Genomic DNA, 18,669 nt, shown 5'->3' on the forward strand with positions numbered 1-18,669 from the left:
GTGACCGAAAACCCAGTGTTTATGAGTTTGTTGATGATTTTAAGTTAATATAAAAATTCAAAATATGGTTATACGTGTCGTGCAGTCATAGTATTATCATTTTTTTAAGGCCTAGGCGTCAGAACAAAGGCTTTTTTTCTATTTATTCACTAAGTCAAGGCAGGAGAAAGTACGCCGTGAATGGCGTTTTTATTATTATGAAGAGCTTTAAGCGCTTTTTCTTTTTCTACGTAGGACTTTGATTTCTCTGGCCATGATGATAGCACCAAGATGATGGATATTACTGGCACTTATCGCCATAGCGGCATAACGTTCGAAATTAGGAGTACCCTTATCAGGGCATCGGTCAAAACCATGACTTTCAAGAGCGTTAATAGCTGATTCAACTGCGGGGTGTTGTTTGCGAGCGACGACAAAGGCCTCCTTACTTTCACGCTCTTGAGCAGCTTTATTTCGGCGACCTTTTACAGGGAGGTGAGCTCTTACCTCTAATGCTTCAATGCGGGAGTGATTATTTTGACCATCCTTATCTACCTTTGAATAAAAACCCTTATCAAAACTCATCGATGTCAGCCCAGGGTACAGCTCCTTACTTTTACGAACCATTTCAACCGCCACGTCTTTATCCTGCTCGCCCTTCATGATCCTATGGTCGAGAATAAAGCCAAACTGATCTTCAACTACACATACCTTCACGCCAAGTTCCTGACGAATCCCAGCTTTTCCTTTGCATATCCATTCTGTGTGAGGTTCAAAAATCGAATACACCTTTTCATCGGGTGAAATAGTCTCTCCATTAAGAACTCTACGACTTATTTGCTTAATGAATAAGTCCGTGTAATCCATGTTTAACTGAAGCTTGGGACACTCTTCATCTAAAGAATTCTGGAGAGTTCTTGCTTTGAGTAAATGAGCTCGAGCCACACTAAGGTAATCCTTAATTATCTCCTCTATTTCTAAGCGACGTTTTTCCTTTCGCTCTTCTTTCTTCGAGTTAGAGTGACGCATCTTGCTCAGTTTATTATAAAGGCTATGGAATTTCTTTTGCTGGCTTTTTACTTCACGCCAGCCAGTGATTTTCAAAGATGAAGCCAATTTGCCTCCGATGCTCAATACTTTGCGTACAGAATCTTTTAATAGATTCAAATCAGTGGGGAAATGAACATTCGTTTCAAAAACAAAAGAATCGCAACGACTATGTAATTCTCGTTCTTCTGGGAAAAGTAATTCATGGCTGAAAGCAACTACGAGTTTACTAATTTTATTGGCAATTTCTTTTGTAAAAAGGCTAACGTTATCGTGTATTGTTTGGCGTCCTGTAACTATGTCGACATCACAAAAAAGATCAACTCCACAGATCTCCCGAATTTTGTGATGATAATCATAGCAACTTTTGAGCTTGTCATAATCCCAATTACAGCTCAAACGCAAAGTGCCTAAAACAAAAATAACCCAGAGATCCATTCCTTTACGTCCATCATTCCAGGATGTTCCTTTAGGAACTAATTCAGACAAAACATCTTGGATTTCTTTGAGTAAAACTTTGTTTCGATAAATTTCTTGTAAACCACGAAGAGTTTTGGTTATTTCATCACGGCAGTATGTGTCGAGTCTCACTTGTTCAATTGGCGTGACTCCGAGAAGTGGGTTTTCTCCTAATTCTGCTTGTGTACTTGTAAAATTACGCATGCTATATGACACCTTGGATTCTTTTATTTTATCTGTATCCTATTGGATAAATAGTAGTTTATGATGAAGTACTATACATTTAAACAAAAGTTTTATAGGGTACTTTAATACTGTTTTCTAGAAAAACTCACAACTTATTTTCCTTATAAATTATTATACTTAAAAGACTTAGGTTCATTTAGGTCAGGCACTAAATATATCGAAGAAGAAGTTTTACTGCAATGTTTGCGAGACCCGCAAAACTATTCCTTCGAGACTTCTTTTGATCTGCAAAGTTTTCAGACTCTTTGTGAGTACCACCGCATTCGTCCTCAGCTTTACGAAATACTCAAAAACAATAAGACAACTCCTCTCGACCTCCTAGCTTACCTAAAGACTCAACGCGAACAATGGACTTTTCGCAACCTCGCCTTCATGGCTGAAGCCAAGAAACTCAAGGCCGCTTTTTCAAAAGCTGATATCGATATCATTTTTTATAAAGGTGGCTTATTATCTCAAGAAATTTACGGAGACTTTTCAATTCGTGAATCGAGTGATCTCGATATTATTGTGCCGCCGAATAGACTTATCGAAGTCGGTGATTTACTTAGTAAACTTGGCTATAAACTTTGCCGAGACCCCCAACTGTGGGGACATGAAACCTTTATCCTCTCCGACTCTGAAATCGAATGGCATCATGAAGAAAAACAAATCACTCTCGATCTTCACTGGCGGCCTAATAACCCTAGAACTGGGCTCAATTTTTCCTATGAAGACTGTAAAACCTATTCACGATTCCTAGAACTCCAGAACGATTGCTTTCGATTAACTGAGCTTGAATTCACTTTCCTGCTATTGGCTTGCCATCGCCTTAAGTCTCCCCAACGTCGACTCTGTCATTTACTTGACCTAATTACTTTGTTTGAGAAATCTCAATTAAACTGGGAGTCAATGACGAAACTCATTGAAGAATTTAAACTCCAAAAAGTCATCGCAAAAACTCTCGTATCAATACTTTCTATCCATCCAAACACTTCTCTTCCTGAAACGCTCCTTGATATCTTACCTAAAAATTGGCAACACAATGGAATTAGCAAAGAAGATCTAGGTTGTATTAAAATAGACTCGTCAAACAATAAAACTTGGTTGCAAAGCTCATGGAATTTCTTAGTATACTCAGCGTCTAATCACTATTCTTTGAAGAAAAAAATGACTTGTAATAGTTTTATTTTTCTCTATCCTAGTGTTCAAGTGACGCGTACGATTCTACTCAAACCAAAAGCCCGCTTCCTTTATCCACTCATCATTCCACTAGTTTATATAAAGCTTGCTTTTCAAAATAAATCCTAACAAAATCTTTCTATCGACAATCAAGCCTTTGAGCTTGACATAATTTAATTCTTTTCCATTATGTTTTAAATAATTTTGGTTACTTATGCGCATTACATTTTTATCGGTAAACAGCTCCTTTTCTCATACCTCAATGGCTTATCCTATTTTGAGAGGTTATTGCGACCCCGAAAAACTCCATGAATGGACTTTAGTGGAATGTGCGACGAAAGAGAAAACGGAACGCGTGCTTCACCGCCTCAGCCAAAGTGATCCAGAAATGATTTTGGCCTCGGCCTATATTTTTTCCTGTAAGGAACTTTATGAAATTCTCTCACGCTACGTTCTCATCAATCCGCAGGTTAAAGTCGTACTCGGCGGACCAGAGTTCTTAGGAGACAACGAAGCCATCTTGCGTAAATACCCGTGGGTTGACGTCATTGTTCGAGGTGAAGGTGAAATCCCCCTCAAAGAAATCTTTGAAGAGAAGGGCTATGGGTACATCAATGGACTTTGCTGGATAGATGAAGAAGGTCGCTACCGTGACAACGCTAAAGCCACTTTGGCCAAGATGGAAGATATTGTCCCTCACTATAGTGACCTCTTTGATGAAAGGCGCCCCTTTGTTCAGTATGAAACTTCACGAGGTTGCCCCAACCGCTGCTCCTTTTGCACATCGAGTCTCGACACAGTCTTACGCTTTATACCCTTAGATGATGTGCGTAAACATCTACAGAAAATCGCCAAAATTGGCACCACTGAAGTACGTATCTTAGATCGTACCTTCAATATCAAAAGCAGCCGTACATTGAAACTCATGCAAATGTTTCGCGAAGAGTTCCCACAACTACGTTTTCACTGTGAAGTGGACCCTGCACTTGTAACTGATGAATTCCTCCACGAACTCAAACAAATGCCTAAAGGCCAAATGCATATCGAAACTGGTCTGCAAACTTTTTCTCAAGATACTTACGACACGGTTCAACGCCGCAGCCCCATGGATCGGACCGTTAAAGGCTTACAAATCCTCTGTGATTTAGAAAACGTAGAAATTCATGGTGACCTCATTGGCGGTCTTCCGGGAGCCACTCGCGAGAGCCAACTTAATGACTTACTCGCACTTATTGCTCTTGAGCCTGCTGAGATACAATTGGAAAACCTCAAACTACTTCCTGGCACGCCCATGTGTGAATACAAAGAAATTGTGGCGGCTCCAACTCCTCCCTATGAAGTTCTCCGTACTGCTACTATGAATTATGATGAACTCACTCAAGTTGCCGAATGGTCTCGTCTCATTGACTGGTATTATAATTACCAAGCTTTGCAGCCCGTACTCATTAAGACGATAAAACGTCAATTAAGTTTTTTTGAGAACTTCCATGCTCACATGCGTTCCCAGGATGCTTTTGCGCAAGCCCTCAATCCAGAAAAGCGCTTCCGCCTAATCTACGATTATCTCGTAAAAATAGACGAGCAAGAAGCTCTTTTTGATTTGGCTCAAGCCTGGTTCTTAGCAGGGTTTTCACCTGAACGAGGACTCTTTCCCGCAAAAACTAATCCCGCAGGCATTGCTGAGGATGCCGAATTTATTTGTGGGCAAAAAGAAGATATTGAAGTAAAACGTCAGTTTGTTTTTTATCATCAAGATAAAGCCCTCTACATCAATTATGGAAAAGGTTGTATCAATAACAAAAAAACCTCCATTTCACTTTGGGAAAGCCAAGTTCTTGTCCCTCAGCACTAAAAATCCTGTCGAAAACTTTGGACTCCCCTCGCTTTTTCATCTTCCTCTAAGAATCACCACACAGGCAGGCTTGACCCATTCACAAGCTTACTTATATTAAGCCTCAATTTTTTAAAGGACATTTATGGAAATCGCCACTAACAGAAAAGCTCGCTTCAACTACGAAATCATTGAGAAATATGAGGCTGGTGTTGAATTGCAAGGAACGGAAGTCAAATCTTGCCGCAATAAGTCTATTTCTATTGCTGAAGCTTTTGTTGCCTTCGAAAGTGGTGAAGCTTGGATGCGCGAATCGCATATTTCACCATATGAACAAGGTAATCGCAATAATCATGAACCCAAACGCAAACGTCGCTTACTACTTCATAAACGCGAAATCCGCAAACTCATGCGTGAAGTGGAGCAAAAGGGACTCTCCGTAATACCCTTAAGTGTTCATCTGAAGCGCGGAAAAATAAAAATCTCTATTGGCCTTTGCCGTGGTAAAAACACTGTGGACAAACGCGATAGCATTAAGAAGCGCGATAATGATCGTGCACTTCAGCGCCTCAAAAACAAAACACTCTAAGTTTTGCTCTGGTAGCTCAGCTGGATAGAGCAGGAACCTCCTAAGTTCAAGGTCGGCAGTTCGAATCTGCCCCAGAGCACATCTTTTTTAATCTTTTTCTAAATCTCATGTCCAAAGTAAAACTTGTAGCCCACGAGACTATGGTTTATCATAAAGTCATCAAAAACTATTGAACCCACGCATTAGACCATGAACCAAACGACATCCCCTACTCCTGTTAAATTTAAGAGCCCTGAAAGCTCTTTTGATATTAAAAAAATCATTCAGTATTTTCTTATGGCAGTTGGTCTCTTTACATGTCTTTGCATGGCATTTTTTGTTTTCTTGATCATCCTCATTGCATCTTTAAGTGATGATCAAGCTAAAGCAAAACAGGAAGTTCCTGTTGGAGAACTTTTCCCTTTACAATAAGTTATTTACTTGGTTGCTCTTTAATTAGTGGAGCCTTTTGATCTTCTGTGGTCACACCTGGTTCGAGCTCCATGATTCGAATATTGCGAAAGTGAATTTCACTTCCCTCCGCTTCTAGGCACAAGTAACCCTTTTTTATTTCGCTACGACTCAAACCATTGACAAACTTGCCATTGATTGCCAGTTTCACTGTTCCGTCGACTGCTACTACTGTGTACTGATTCCATTCGCCCACTCCTTTGCAACGCATTTCAACTGATTTACTTCGAGTTCCACGAGGGTTGTCAGGACTTGTTTTGAGCCCCATACTTCCAAATAATTCCCCACTCACATAAGCCTCGATTCGTTTATGAATTTTTGACCATTGAAGTTCAAGCATTTGAACTTCAACCCCTTTTGGTAAAGGCTTGTTGTTGTAGCCAGTGCCCTCACTCCAAATAAAGACACCCGAGTTCCCACCTTCTTTCATATGGCGCCATTCAATCTGAAGAATAAAATTTTCGTACTGCTTCTCACTGCGCATCACCCCTATCGGCTTACCTGAACAAATCAACAAACCATCTTTGACTTTCCATGTGGCTTTTGATGTATTGACATCAACCCACCCAGAGAGGTCTTTGCCATTAAAGAGTTTTTTAAAAGAAAAATTTGCTTCTTCAGCAAATAAAACGGTGGTAAACATTAATAGAAACAAGTATCTCATAACAAACCTACACAAATATTTAAATATGAAAACCTATATTATTTTATTAAAAATACAATTTTTATATTTAAAAATCTAAACTCTCACGTAGGTATTTGATCTCTTCAATCAACTTGAGTTTAATTCGACTAATGTATTTATAAACAGAATCAGCACTAACTCCAACTTTTTCTGATATATCATTCGGGCTCATACCTTTACGAGCCAAAGAAAAGGCTTCAATCGCTTTATCACTGAAGTGGCTGCGAATATTCTCCATCGCTTTATTAGAAATAAAGAGTTCCCATTCCTTTTTTTCTCGCTCTTCGATTTCAGCTATGGGAATCTCTTGATCTACTTCATTAAAATCTTTAGCTTTATTGAGTTTGCTTTCGTATGACTTCTGCTTGCGAATAAAATTGATTGTTTGGTTTCGCGTCACTCTAGATAACCAGTAACGAAATTTGGTTCCTTCACGCTCTTTGTCAAAAGTAGGTAGGTATTTCCATAGTTGTACTAAAACTTGCTGCTGAACATCCTCGGCATCACTTTTTGCTATATTCATTGAGCGAATGATGACATAGATATATTGCTTATAAAAACTTATAAGCTCCTCCCAAGCTTTCGCATCATTATCTGCACAAGCTCGATTCAACAAAGTATAACTCGTGGAATAGTCGTCTTTCATTTTACAAAATAAAGTACTTAGCTTAATTTGAAACATATTTCTTTATTAATCTCACTTTTAATTTTATGAATGGTCACATGTGAATCCGAGCGAAGATCAGCAAGACGAAGAGTTTTTCACCCACATTGATGAAAGCCTCTGTGAGTTTTTTGACGCCGAATTAAACGAAGAGGAATTAGAGTCCGCCTACCCTATTCAAAACGAAATCAAAAAATTGAGTGATTTTTACGAAATCCTCGGCCCCGTTGATCAAGGTGGAATGAAGAAGATTTACCGCGCAAGAGATTTAAAAGCAGGTCGAATTGTCGCCTTAGCTAAACTTAAACGAGATGCAAAAGCAGAAACCATTGAGCAATTCCTACGTGAAGCACGCCTCACCGCCTCGCTGCAACACCCCAACATCATTACCATTTATGATGTTGGACTCGATGAAACTAAGTCGCCCTTTTTCACTATGGAATTACTCGAAGGTCAAACACTAAAAAAGTACCTCGACAGCTCCAGCAAGAAAAACTTTGATCTCAGTATCTTTTTAAAAATATGTGATGCGATTTCTTATGCACACAGCCATTCAGTCTTACATTTAGATTTAAAACCTGAGAACATCTACATTGGCTCATTTGGACAGGTAACTGTTTGCGATTGGGGCATTGCCCGAATCCTCAACCAAGATGAAGAGGCAGAAATCGATCCGCAACGAGACCCCAACATCATAAACCATATGACTCTTCAGGGACAAATCAAGGGAACTCCAGGCTACATGGCTCCCGAACAAGCTCACGCCTATGAAAACAAAGATCAAAGAACTGATATTTATGCGCTTGGTGGCATCCTCTATTTCATGCTGACGCAAGAAGCGCCGATCCAAGGCAAGGAATTCACTACTTTACTAGAAAAAACTAAATCTGCTGAAATCCAGCCTATTAACCCCAAAACCCCGACTCCCCGTGCGCTTAAGGCCATTCTTAAAAAATGTTTAAATCTAAACCCTCAAGAACGCTATAAAACTGTCAATGATTTAAAACTAGACATAGTTAAATTCCAAGAAGGCTTTGCGACCATAGCAGAAGATGCGGGGATCTGGGTGCATATACAGCTTCTTTGTCGTCGACAATACAAAGTTCTACTCATTATCATTTCGATCCTTTTACTTATTGGATTCATTGCAAGTCAATCACTTCAACGCATTAAACAAGAACGTAACCTCGCCCTCAACGCCGAACAAGTGGCACTCAAAGCTGAGCAAGAAGCATTAGAAGAACGCCAGAAAGCCGAGTTAAATTTAAAAGAATTAAAAGAAGCTCATCGTCAAAACCAAGTACTAACAGATGATATTTTAGAACTCACCCACGAAATCGCTAACAGTGATGATTTAAGTGGTGCCAAGAGAAAAATTGCTCTTCTTGAAGAGGCATTAAAAAAAGAAACAAAAGAGAAAAAGAGAAAAAAAATTCTCCGTAAGAAAGCTCTTCTACATTTTGTTTTACAAGAGTTCCATGCCGCTTCAGATATCTTCACACAAATTAATACAGAGAATAGCTTAAATAGATTTATCGAGGTGAGTAACTGGGCAAAAGAACTTAAGACTGATGACAAAGCCTTGAGCGATAGTCAACTTGCCGAAATTTTCTTACAGTTTAACCACAATCAATTTGAACTTACTAAAGCGATGTACTACAAGCATATTCAATTTAGATCTACCTCCAATAAAGATATCGCAGGATCTGTAGAACTCGCAAAAATCATGATTTACTACAACAATAAAGTTTGGGATAAAACAAAAATAAATGCACATAAAGATTTCCTTATCGATGGAACTCTATCCCTGCGCAAACTTCCTGTCAGCCGTTTTCTGATTGAACCCTACAGACTTAACATTTTAGAACAACTGGAGTTTGATACACTAGATATTTCCTACACTTCCTTTTTCGAATTTATCCAAATAAAAGATATCCCATTCAAGACACTGAATTTATCGGCGTGTCGTCTCAACGAAATTAATGATATGCGTATAGGCATACTCAAAAGCACGGGAGTTGAGAAGATCATCTATCAAGAAAAATATTTTAAAGACTTTGAAATCGACTTACTTTCAAAACACTTTCATTTGATCGAAGAAAAACAATTCTCATTTCAGTAGTAATTCAGTCTCTTTTTAAACATTTTTCTCAAGAAAAAATCACTAAAACATGTATCATTATCAGAATCAAATTTTATTAGGAGCTTCATATGTGCGGCATTATCGCATACGCTGGTGAGAAAAACCCTTTAAACGTACTTATAAATGGACTCGAACGCTTAGAATACCGTGGATATGACTCTGCAGGAATTAGCGTACTCAAAGATAGTGACATTTACACTGTGAAAGCTGCAGGTAAAGTATCTAGCCTCGCTGAACGCATTGAAGCTGACACTCAATTGGAAGATGTGAGTCAACTTCATTGTGGTATTGCACATACTCGCTGGGCAACTCACGGTGGTCCTACTGAAAGTAACGCTCATCCCCACCTTGGTCAAAACTCTCGAATTGCTTTAGTTCACAATGGCATTATCGAAAACTACCAAGAACTGAAAAATGACTTGCTTGCTAAAGGCCACACCTTTAAATCCGAAACGGATACTGAAATTCTAGCTCACCTTATAGAGTCACATTACGACGATGATCTCAAGAAAGCTGTTTCAGAAGCTCTTGCCAAAGTTGAAGGGGCCTACGGTATTGCCGTCATTTCTAAAGATGAGCCCGACACTATTATTACAGCGCGTTTTGGTAGCCCTATAGTCATTGGTCTCTGTAAAGATGAAGTGATTATTGCTTCTGATATCAATGCAATTGTTCAGCATACTGACCGTGTTGTCTACCTCAATGATGGTGACTTAGCGATTGTTAATAAAGAAGGCATTAGTTTCCACGACCTTACTTTAAAGTCCGTTCAACGTGATGAGGAAAAGATCACCCATTCAGCTGAAGAGGCTCAAAAAGGTGGATTCTCTACTTTTATGATGAAAGAAATCCATGACCAACCAAGAGCCGTTCGAAACTCTGTACGTGGTCATTTAGATTTTGATAACGCCACAACTTCTCTTGGAGGTTTACACATGAACCCCAAAGAGCTTGCTTCTATTGATCGGATTCAACTTTTTGCCTGTGGCACATCACTCAACGCAGCTCTTCTAGGGCAGTATTTCTTTGAAGATTTGGTTGGTATACCCTGCCAAGTTACTCAAGCCGCTGACTTTAGGTATAGAAACCCCATTATTGAGAAAAACACTTTGGCAATTGCTCTCAGCCAATCAGGTGAAACTGCCGATACTTTGGCTGCTGTTCACGAAGCTAAGCGTAAAGGGGCTGATCTTATCGCTATCTGTAACGCCGTTGGCTCTACAATTGCTCGTGAAGCTGGTCGTGGCGTCTACCTCCATGCGGGTCCCGAAATCTCTGTAGCGTCTACTAAAGCCTTCACAACACAAGTATCTGTTCTACTTCAATTAGCTATCTTACTCGGTCGAACCAAGCGCCTAGATCGCGGACAAGCTGCAGATATTTTAAAAGCTATTGATCAACTGCCAGAGCAAATTGAAGAAGTTTTAAAGCTTTCAGACTCTATCAGAACAATCACTGAAAAGTATACCGATGTTCACAGCATGTTTTTCATTGGTCGTGGCTATCAATACCCAGTCGCTCTTGAAGGTGCCTTAAAAGTGAAAGAAATTTCTTATATTCACGCTGAGGGTTATCATGCCGCTGAGCTCAAACATGGTCCTTTAGCACTACTTGATGAAAAAGTCCCCGTTGTTGCTATCTGCACAAATAAAGATTCTGCTCAAAAAATAGTCTCGAATATTAGAGAGTGCTCATCAAGAAAGTCACCAGTTATTGCCGTTGTAAGTGAAGGAATCGAGACTCCTGCTGATGATTCAATAACTATCCCTCAAGCACACCCAACAACTGCACCTATCTTAGCGGCAGTTGCTCTTCAGCTCTTCTCTTTCCACATTGCTGATTTAAGAGGTTGCTCCATTGACCAGCCTAAAAACTTAGCCAAGTCAGTAACTGTAGAGTAATTAAAAGTGCTCGATCTCACAACCTTCGGGCATCGCCCGAAGAAATTTTGCACCATAATTAGTATTGCTAACACGGCTATCCATTAATACGACGATGCCGCGATCTTTAGCGGAGCGTATGAGGCGGCCTATACCCTGCCTCAGTTTCAGTTGGGCTTCAGGTACAGAGAAATCAAAAAAGGCTCGTCCACCTGTTTTCTCCAAGTGCTCACAGCGCGCTGCAATGAGTGGATGATCAGGGACAGCAAATGGAATACGCATAATAATAACATTGCGCAATGACTCTCCTGGTACATCCACTCCCGTCCAAAAAGTATCCGTCCCAAATAAGACCGAGTTATTGTCTTCTTTAAAAGCCTGCAATAATAATGCGGAAGACGCAGCTTCTCCCTGAACGAGTAGCTTTAGGCCCATTTCATTCATAAAGGGTCGCACAGCATCGGCAATCCTTTTCATTTGGGAAAAGGATGTAAAAAGCACGAATGCTCCTCCTGTGGACATATGAATAAAGTAGCGCAGCCAGGTAAGGGCCTCTTTTTCATAATCATTTTCTTTCGGAGAAGGCAATGTTTGGGCCGCAAAAACTTTCATTTGATTCTTGAAATCAAAGGGGCTATCTAAAATCATATCGAGTGACTCACTCATTCCCACTCGACTGCGGTAGTAACTGAGTTTTTCACTCACGGCTAAGGTCGCACTCGTCGTGACTACGGGTGTTTTTGAGCGAAAAAGCAAATCATTTAAAATCGGCGCCACATCAATAGCGGCCGCATGCATGGATAAGTGTTTAGTACTTTTTTCAAACCAAAAGACATGCTCTTCGGAACTCGCTCTCAAGAAAAAAGATAGGCTATCCGTGAGCTTTAATAGCCGTCTTGATAAAGAGCGATATTCAGTTTCCTTCTCGGGATTGCCCTCTTCTTCATCTGCATAAAGTTCGAGTAAACCACAAAGCTGAGTTAGACCTTCTGCCAGTGGGTTCTCTGGAACAACAGGTTCATGAATTCTGTGTGTTTTATTTTCATCTGGTAACCAAGCATGAAGACTTTGAAAGAAGTCTCGCACTTCATCATGCATTTTAGCGGCTAAATGCCGTCCTCTATTATCACTTACCGTGCTTATTGCCCCACGCTTACTGCGCTTATTGTAAATCCTACGCAGTTGATATAGAAAAGTGCCTGCTGACAAACGGATCCCTAGATGAACGGCTGCGACGTCTTCCACTGTGTGACATTCATCAACAATAATTGCGGATGCAGATGGCAATATACCCGCCTGTTCATCACCCGTTTCTGCCTTGATTGCGAGGTCTGCAAAAAACAAGGCATGATTCACAATGATTACATCGGCGCCATAAAGTGATCGTCGAGATTTTTGAAAAAAACAGGGTTTAAAATGAGGGCAGCGTTGATTCAAGCAATTGCCCTCTTCGGCATTAACTGTGCCCCAAGCACCATTATCTACTGCAAAAGGAAGTTCCGTTTTACAACCGTTTTCACTTGTTGCTGACCAGGATTTTATACGAAAAACTTCAGGAATCATGCTCTCGTCGGGCAAAAAATCCGGACTACCAGCCGCCGCAGCATTCATGCGCCGCATGCAAATATAATTACCTCTACCCATGCCAATGACTGCATTAAAATCCTCTCCGAGCATGAGTTGAACCGCGGGGACATCTTTTTTCAGTAACTGTTCCTGGAGGTGTTTTGTATGAGTTGTAATAATTATGGGCTTTGTTTGCTCTGTATTACGGTGCCATTTAACTGCTGGCAATAAGTACGCAATACTCTTGCCGACTCCCGTTGGCGCTTCTACACACAAGTTTAGGCCTTCAGATAAGGCGTAATAAACTTTACTTGCCATCGTTTCTTGTTGCGGACGTCGCTCAAAATCACGACCATCTAAGAAACTAAAGTGCTCTGGGAATATTGACAAATGATGACTCGTAGTTGATTTATTTATCGCAACATTAAACCCCTAAAAGCGCTATGCTAGTTTTAGATTTTTTTTTATCGCTTTTAATCTTAAATGAATATAATGAATTTAATTAAAACTGGACTATTTTTGAGTAATTAAAAATTTAACCTAGGACTTTTTACATGAGTTTTCAACGATTAAGCTTTGAAGAGGGTTTAGACCTCTTTAAAAACGCCGATCTTTTTGATCTACAAAAAATGGCAGTCGAGCAACGCAACAAAATCAACCCAGCTAACGAGGCGACTTACGTCATTGATTCAAACCCGAATTATACTAATGCCTGTACAGCTGATTGCCTATTCTGTGCTTTTTACCGCAAGCCGGGTGATGAAGAAGTCTACGTAAGAACCCTCGATGATGTTCGCCAAATGATGAAAGATGCCCAAGATCTTGAAGCGACTACCGTATTGCTCCAAGGCGGTCTTCACCCCGATCTCAAATTGGACTATTACTTAGATATCATCAAAATGACTGTGGCAGAATTCCCAGGAATCATCCCTCACTTCTGGTCAGCTCCTGAAATTGATAATATCGCTGAAGTTGAAAACATCGATGTCCGCGAAGTTTTACAAAAAATGTTTGATGTGGGCCAGCTTTCACTTCCTGGTGGTGGCGCAGAGATCCTCTCACAAAAAGTTCGCAATAGAATTTCTCCCAAGAAACACAAAGTGGATCGTTGGTTACACATACATGAAGTGGCTCATGAAATCGGTATGAAATCAACCGCAACCATGATGTATGGTCACAGAGAAGAAGCTGAAGATATCCTTATTCATTTACAGGTAATTCGTGACATCCAAGACCGCACAGGCGGTTTCACGGCCTTCGTACCGTGGACATACAAAAAAGATAATACTCTTTTAGGTAAAAAAGTTACGCGTGAAAGTACTCCAGAAGATTACTACCGTATTTTAGCTTTCTCACGCCTCTTCTTAGATAACTTTGATCACATCCAAGCCTCTTGGTTTAGTGAAGGCAAGGACACTGGTATTAAGTCCTTATCCTATGGTGCTGATGACTTTGGTGGAACTCTCTTTGAAGAAAACGTTCACGCTGAAACTGGATTCATCAACAAAACGAGTGCCGAAGGCTTGCGTAGCATGATTATCGAAGCGGGCTTCACTCCTGTACAACGAGACACACTTTACAATAAAGTTTTAGCAGTAAAAAGTTGAATTTCCTTCAAAGATACTCTTGAAGTCTTTTTAACTCGGAGTATTACTTAAAGCCTCATTATTTGCGAGTGGTCACCGCCACAGCAAACACCACACTTTTTAAGGTCGCGGGGTGGAGCAGTCAGGTAGCTTGTCAGGCTCATAACCTGAAGGTCGTAGGTTCGAATCCTGCCCCCGCAACCATTTTTATATTTTAAGGTCGCGGGGTGGAGCAGTCAGGTAGCTTGTCAGGCTCATAACCTGAAGGTCGTAGGTTCGAATCCTGCCCCCGCAACCATTTTATATATTATCTTTTAAGGTCGCGGGGTGGAGCAGTCAGGTAGCTTGTCAGGCTCATAACCTGAAGGTCGTAGGTTCGAATCCTGCCCCCGCAACCATTTTCTTTTGGTACTTTATGGATCCCCGAATTCAGCTATTAAAAAGCTTTGCTAAGCCCTCTTCAGAGATCTGCAACAGCTACTTCAGTAAGAATGCAAAAACATGGCAAAAGGCCGATAAATCCTTTGTCTCTGAAGCTGATATTAAAGTCAATGATTTTCTACTCTCACAAATCCAATCTCATTTCGCGGAAGACGCCATACTAAGTGAAGAGAGTCCCGACAACCCCAAGCGTTTCACCGCTGAATACACTTGGATCATTGACCCCATTGATGGCACAAGTGAGTTTATTGCTGGAAGTCCAGAATTTTGCGTCATGGTTTGCCTCGTTCACAAGAACAAACTCGTCTATGCGATGGTGGCCATTCCCCAAGAAAATAAGGCATACTTTGGCGGCCCAGCTAAGAGCTTGATTGAACTCGACCTGCTCTCTAACAAAGAAACTCGACTTGTTCCTAAAGAAATCAACTCCAACACCCTCGTTATTTCAAAATCTCGTGCAGCTAAAGAAATCAGTATTTTTGCAGAAGAATGTAATTTAACGACCTTCTCTTGTGGGTCTGCGGGAGTAAAAGTCTGCCGCATCCTTCAAGGCAAAGCTGACTATTACATTCACATCAACAAGATTGCCGAATGGGACACAGCGGCCCCAGACTGCCTATTAAAATCTTGGGGAAGAGGCTTAACTGATCTCGATGGTGAAGAACTTAAGTATAACAAAAGCAGCTTTTACCACCAACATTTTTTTTATCTAAATCAGTCAGAACTATTGCAATCAGCGCAAAAAATTTTTCAACTCAATTAAAGGCTGTACATTTCATGGTTTAGCTTTTACTTTTATAAAAAACAGAATTACTTAATAAAATGCTACCATTATCTCTCAGTCTTTTAGCCCTCTCTCCTAATCCCTCTTTGGATTACTTGGCTGCAAAGCAGTTGAAGCTAAATATACCTTCAAAATTCTACAGCGAAGTTTCTGAGCAAAAAGATTGGCTAAACAACCTCTATACTTTGGAGCTCAATCGCGAAAAAACCTATTACGAACGTTCAATTGAAGATCAGAACATATATAATTCTTATTTAACTGATTATTATACAGAAGATGACATCCAATTCCTTCATGGCCTCGTGGGGCGAGACTCCTACAGACTCACTCTACATACGCGCTTTTGGGGAGGGGACAGATCTGGTTACGCACAAGGCTTTTCCTATAGTGAAAGAGCCTCTCCCAATCTGACATGGGGAATGGGTATTGAAAGAGCTGAAATGAAGAGCGACAAACGCTATAACTGGGACAATAACTCCTATTACAATGTTGATTCTTGGCTGAACTGGCAACCGACACCCCACACTAGCCTTTATTTAGGGGTGACTGGCTCCGTTGCGGAGTAATCTACTTTTAAGTCATTTTCTTTTTCGGACATAGGACGAGTTTTCCAACGCTTATGCATCCAAATCCAATAAGCTGGATGATCATACAAAGCTTGACTCAATACATCCATCACCTTTTGAGTATTTCTCTGAATTGACTCTTCATCAGCATCCTCTCTAGCAAATGACATTGGTTCATGAAAATAAACCGTTTGCGATAATACGTCATCTTCCCTATATGCAGTTGTGGGAACTACTGTTGCGCCTGTTTTTGCCGCTATCATTAAGGGTGAGACATAAGTAGAACACTGCTCTCCCATAAAATCAACAAAACACCCTTCTGTACGCTTAGAGTTTTGATCCATCACCAAACATACCGTCTCGCCTCTCTTCAAAGCCTTAAAGATTGCTAACACAGATTTTGCACTCTTCTCAAGACAATTCACTTTATGAGGTTCTCTAAATGTTTTTGAAAAGTATCCATCTTCAAAACCTTTAACATCTTTAATGATCACACTTACTGGGTTACCAAACTCAACGACCTTTAGAATACACTTTTCCCAGTTAGCATAGTGCCCCGTTAAAATCAAAACTCCCTTGCCTTTATTGATAGCGTCCCTGTAAAATTGATCATTTTCAGAATTTACTTTTTCTAATAACTTAGATGAACTAAGCACAGGCTGTTGCAAAATTTCGATTGCGGTAAGTCCAAAGTGAAAATAAATCTCTCGTAACAAGGACTTATCCCAGCCCTTAACTCCATAAACCAAATTTAGGTTATAAACAACAATTTTTTTTCGAAAGCGTACGACATACAAAAGCACATAGCCAAGAACTCTAGCCAAGACATAGAGCAAAAAATCAGGAAATAGTGAAAAAATATAATAAATTATTCTTAAAAAAAACTGCATCTAGTCACTTGCCAATTGTACTTACCAAATTTTAATATAAAATGAGCTCAAGTTCTTATTGAAGGTTGAGAACACTAAGGGAGAATACTATAACTATGGAATCGTACAACTGTTATTCGTGTGGATTTAATAATCCTATTGCACACACTCACTGCGCAAAATGTAAAAAATCTGGTGCTGCGGCCGCTTTGACTTCTACTGGAACGGGCTCGTTTCCCGAAGGCTTTATTTGGCCTCTTTTTCCAAAAAACCTTAGCTTAGGCGCTGCACCTGCAGACGATGTATTGATTCCGACTAATAAAATCCAAGATCATCATTGTCGACTTGACTTTGTCAAAGGCCTTTTCTATTTGACTCTCCCGAAGACAGCTCCTCCTGCATTCATCGGTGGCCAACAAGTCCGCCCTAACATGAAGCAGGCTTTGAACGACGGGTCAAGTTTGAAAATTGGTGATGAAGAGCTCAAAATTACTTACTTTAATGGGCATGAAGGCTTTTCTGAAAAAGAAACTTTTGAACTAAAACAGCTCGCTGAAAAATCAGTTAATCCCACTGTCTCAAGACTACTTCATATCATCGCTTTCAAACGAGAAGTCATCAACCTCACTTCTTCTGCTGACATTTTTTCTTTTGCTATTGACACTGTCCTTAGAATTACTGAACTCGATAGAGCTTACGCCTTTCAAGTCACCTCAGAAGATGATCAATTAAAAGTAAAAGAAGTTATTGCCAAAAACTCTGACTTCACAATCATAGAAGAAGAAGATTTCAGCATTTCCCGATCGATAATGACTAAAGTCCTCGAAAACCAAGGCTCTGTCTTTATTCAAGATGCAGACAAGGATGTCAATTCAACTGTCTCAATGGCGAATTTCAATATTAAAACCGTTATATGCCTACCCCTAACAGTCAAAAATGAACAAGGTGAGCGCGAACTCATTGGCATTATCTATGCTGATAAGACTTTAAGTACCACCCCCCTCCCCTCAGGCATTAACTCTTCCCTGCAGTCCATGAGAAAAATCACCTCTCACCACCTCGTGCGCACTATGATGATCGATGACGCTCAATCAGATGTGGATGGTTTCAAAAGTTACTTTAGTAATCTTAATGGAGAGATTCAGAAAATTCGCGATTATTTAGCAGACACATCCAATCATATTGAAGCAGGCACTAGTTCCGATTCAAATGTATTTCAAGAACGCGTCTCTGAATGTAGCGAAGCCTTGAAAATGCTCTCTGAAAGCGTTAAACAAAACTTTTAATTTTTCCTAAAAACTAAATTTAGCTGCTTCTTCGGGGCCAATAAATACTTTTCTTTGTACAGTTCTAAAAACTCGAGCTGCTGCTCTACACCCTTCAGTTCAAGTCTCGTTGTCATTATTAATTCACGTAGATTTGACTCATTATCATTTCCCGTCATAGCCTCGGCATATATACGTCCTGCTTCAGACTCCACTTCCCCCATATATTTCAAGCGACTTTCCAGTGTCAGCTTCTTTAAATGATAGAGTGAACGACACAAGTCATAATCAAACTGAAAGCTCTCTAAATATTTACTTTTGATTTGCGAAGGTGGCAAAAACTGAGTTTTGTCTAATTTATTTTTAAACTGAGCTATATAAAGCTTATTCTCCATAGATAGGAGCTTTTCGCTGTATTCGATTTCACCAAATAAAGGACTCATAAAAAAGAATATTAGTAA

The 18,669-nt window shown here is 40.1% G+C and carries 16 protein-coding genes and 4 tRNA genes; 14 read left to right on the plus strand and 6 right to left on the minus strand.

Translation table 11 applies throughout. The annotated features are described in order from the left end of the window. Nucleotides 1–207: 207 nt before the first annotated feature. Nucleotides 208–1,689, minus strand: coding sequence for an ISNCY-like element ISLar7 family transposase (locus LNTAR_RS06365; RefSeq protein ID WP_007277838.1), 1,482 nt, complete (start codon nt 1,687–1,689; stop codon nt 208–210). Between the two features lie 225 nt (nt 1,690–1,914). On the opposite strand from LNTAR_RS06365, the gene LNTAR_RS06370 reads away from it, so the two are divergent. From LNTAR_RS06370 to LNTAR_RS06390, 5 genes are all read left to right on the plus strand, one after another. Continuing rightward, entirely contained in the window at nt 1,915–3,018 is a 1,104-nt protein-coding gene (locus LNTAR_RS06370) for a nucleotidyltransferase domain-containing protein (protein ID WP_007277839.1), read from the plus strand. 133 nt (nt 3,019–3,151) lie between these two features. After that, entirely contained in the window at nt 3,152–4,741 is a 1,590-nt protein-coding gene (locus tag LNTAR_RS06375) for a B12-binding domain-containing radical SAM protein (protein WP_007277840.1), read from the plus strand. A 124-nt stretch (nt 4,742–4,865) separates the two neighbouring features. Then, nucleotides 4,866–5,309, plus strand: coding sequence for an SsrA-binding protein SmpB (gene smpB, locus LNTAR_RS06380; protein ID WP_007277841.1), 444 nt, complete (start codon nt 4,866–4,868; stop codon nt 5,307–5,309). A 5-nt stretch (nt 5,310–5,314) separates the two neighbouring features. Beyond that, nucleotides 5,315–5,388, plus strand: a tRNA-Arg gene (locus tag LNTAR_RS06385). A 110-nt stretch (nt 5,389–5,498) separates the two neighbouring features. After that, entirely contained in the window at nt 5,499–5,720 is a 222-nt protein-coding gene (locus LNTAR_RS06390; RefSeq protein ID WP_007277842.1) for a hypothetical protein, read from the plus strand. Nucleotide 5,721: 1 nt separating this feature from the next. Here the strand turns inward: LNTAR_RS06390 and LNTAR_RS06395 are convergent, their stop codons facing one another. Then, nucleotides 5,722–6,402 carry a 3-keto-disaccharide hydrolase gene (locus LNTAR_RS06395; protein WP_007277843.1) on the minus strand — a complete coding sequence of 227 codons (681 nt, stop codon included), beginning with the start codon at nt 6,400–6,402 and terminating at the stop codon, nt 5,722–5,724. 88 nt (nt 6,403–6,490) lie between these two features. Further along, nucleotides 6,491–7,090, minus strand: coding sequence for an RNA polymerase sigma factor (locus LNTAR_RS06400; RefSeq protein WP_162026361.1), 600 nt, complete (start codon nt 7,088–7,090; stop codon nt 6,491–6,493). A gap of 79 nt (nt 7,091–7,169) precedes the next feature. Between LNTAR_RS06400 and LNTAR_RS06405 the strand changes: the two genes are divergently transcribed. Continuing rightward, nucleotides 7,170–9,230 (plus strand): serine/threonine-protein kinase, encoded by a 2,061-nt coding sequence (locus LNTAR_RS06405; RefSeq protein WP_007277845.1) that lies wholly within the window; start codon nt 7,170–7,172, stop codon nt 9,228–9,230. An 89-nt stretch (nt 9,231–9,319) separates the two neighbouring features. Continuing rightward, nucleotides 9,320–11,152, plus strand: coding sequence for a glutamine--fructose-6-phosphate transaminase (isomerizing) (glmS, locus tag LNTAR_RS06410; RefSeq protein WP_007277846.1), 1,833 nt, complete (start codon nt 9,320–9,322; stop codon nt 11,150–11,152). Here the strand turns inward: glmS and LNTAR_RS06415 are convergent, their stop codons facing one another. Then, nucleotides 11,153–13,087, minus strand: coding sequence for an ATP-dependent DNA helicase (locus tag LNTAR_RS06415; RefSeq protein WP_007277847.1), 1,935 nt, complete (start codon nt 13,085–13,087; stop codon nt 11,153–11,155). Between the two features lie 164 nt (nt 13,088–13,251). Between LNTAR_RS06415 and mqnC the strand changes: the two genes are divergently transcribed. The 6 genes from mqnC (at nt 13,252) to LNTAR_RS06445 (ending at nt 16,074) form a co-directional block, all read left to right on the plus strand. Continuing rightward, nucleotides 13,252–14,304: a cyclic dehypoxanthinyl futalosine synthase gene (gene mqnC, locus LNTAR_RS06420; protein ID WP_007277848.1), complete on the plus strand. Its 1,053-nt coding sequence runs from the start codon at nt 13,252–13,254 to the stop codon at nt 14,302–14,304. A 106-nt stretch (nt 14,305–14,410) separates the two neighbouring features. After that, nucleotides 14,411–14,487 (plus strand) — tRNA-Met (locus tag LNTAR_RS06425). 17 nt (nt 14,488–14,504) lie between these two features. Continuing rightward, nucleotides 14,505–14,581 (plus strand) — tRNA-Met (locus tag LNTAR_RS06430). A gap of 23 nt (nt 14,582–14,604) precedes the next feature. After that, nucleotides 14,605–14,681: transfer RNA gene (locus LNTAR_RS06435), tRNA-Met, on the plus strand. Nucleotides 14,682–14,698: 17 nt separating this feature from the next. Next, nucleotides 14,699–15,487 carry a 3'(2'),5'-bisphosphate nucleotidase CysQ gene (locus tag LNTAR_RS06440; RefSeq protein ID WP_007277849.1) on the plus strand — a complete coding sequence of 263 codons (789 nt, stop codon included), beginning with the start codon at nt 14,699–14,701 and terminating at the stop codon, nt 15,485–15,487. 59 nt (nt 15,488–15,546) lie between these two features. Then, complete coding sequence (locus tag LNTAR_RS06445; RefSeq protein WP_007277850.1) at nt 15,547–16,074, plus strand: hypothetical protein; 528 nt, start codon at nt 15,547–15,549, stop codon at nt 16,072–16,074. On the opposite strand, the gene LNTAR_RS06450 is transcribed toward LNTAR_RS06445, so the two are convergent. After that, entirely contained in the window at nt 16,041–16,964 is a 924-nt protein-coding gene (locus tag LNTAR_RS06450; protein WP_007277851.1) for a lysophospholipid acyltransferase family protein, read from the minus strand. The two genes, LNTAR_RS06445 and LNTAR_RS06450, sit on opposite strands and share 34 nt — an antisense overlap. Before the next feature lie 95 nt (nt 16,965–17,059). On the opposite strand from LNTAR_RS06450, the gene LNTAR_RS06455 reads away from it, so the two are divergent. After that, a complete protein-coding gene (locus LNTAR_RS06455; protein ID WP_007277852.1) occupies nt 17,060–18,229 on the plus strand; it encodes an FHA domain-containing protein in 1,170 nt (389 codons plus the stop codon). On the opposite strand, the gene LNTAR_RS06460 is transcribed toward LNTAR_RS06455, so the two are convergent. Continuing rightward, nucleotides 18,226–18,651: a hypothetical protein gene (locus LNTAR_RS06460; RefSeq protein ID WP_157473321.1), complete on the minus strand. Its 426-nt coding sequence runs from the start codon at nt 18,649–18,651 to the stop codon at nt 18,226–18,228. The genes LNTAR_RS06455 and LNTAR_RS06460 overlap by 4 nt on opposite strands. Nucleotides 18,652–18,669: the final 18 nt, after the last annotated feature.

It is taken from the genome of Lentisphaera araneosa HTCC2155 (assembly GCF_000170755.1).
GTDB classification, from domain to species: Bacteria; Verrucomicrobiota; Lentisphaeria; order Lentisphaerales; family Lentisphaeraceae; genus Lentisphaera; species Lentisphaera araneosa.

Coding starts and splice junctions, on each gene's coding strand:
- LNTAR_RS06395 (WP_007277843.1), bottom strand. CDS start 6,402: ATGTTTACCACCGTTTTATTTGCTGAAGAAGCAAATTTTTCTTTTAAA.
- LNTAR_RS06400 (WP_162026361.1), bottom strand. CDS start 7,090: ATGAAAGACGACTATTCCACGAGTTATACTTTGTTGAATCGAGCTTGT.
- LNTAR_RS06455 (WP_007277852.1), top strand. CDS start 17,060: ATGGAATCGTACAACTGTTATTCGTGTGGATTTAATAATCCTATTGCA.
- glmS (WP_007277846.1), top strand. CDS start 9,320: ATGTGCGGCATTATCGCATACGCTGGTGAGAAAAACCCTTTAAACGTA.
- LNTAR_RS06390 (WP_007277842.1), top strand. CDS start 5,499: ATGAACCAAACGACATCCCCTACTCCTGTTAAATTTAAGAGCCCTGAA.
- smpB (WP_007277841.1), top strand. CDS start 4,866: ATGGAAATCGCCACTAACAGAAAAGCTCGCTTCAACTACGAAATCATT.
- LNTAR_RS06460 (WP_157473321.1), bottom strand. CDS start 18,651: ATGAGTCCTTTATTTGGTGAAATCGAATACAGCGAAAAGCTCCTATCT.
- LNTAR_RS06440 (WP_007277849.1), top strand. CDS start 14,699: ATGGATCCCCGAATTCAGCTATTAAAAAGCTTTGCTAAGCCCTCTTCA.
- mqnC (WP_007277848.1), top strand. CDS start 13,252: ATGAGTTTTCAACGATTAAGCTTTGAAGAGGGTTTAGACCTCTTTAAA.
- LNTAR_RS06375 (WP_007277840.1), top strand. CDS start 3,152: ATGGCTTATCCTATTTTGAGAGGTTATTGCGACCCCGAAAAACTCCAT.
- LNTAR_RS06445 (WP_007277850.1), top strand. CDS start 15,547: ATGCTACCATTATCTCTCAGTCTTTTAGCCCTCTCTCCTAATCCCTCT.
- LNTAR_RS06450 (WP_007277851.1), bottom strand. CDS start 16,964: ATGCAGTTTTTTTTAAGAATAATTTATTATATTTTTTCACTATTTCCT.
- LNTAR_RS06365 (WP_007277838.1), bottom strand. CDS start 1,689: ATGCGTAATTTTACAAGTACACAAGCAGAATTAGGAGAAAACCCACTT.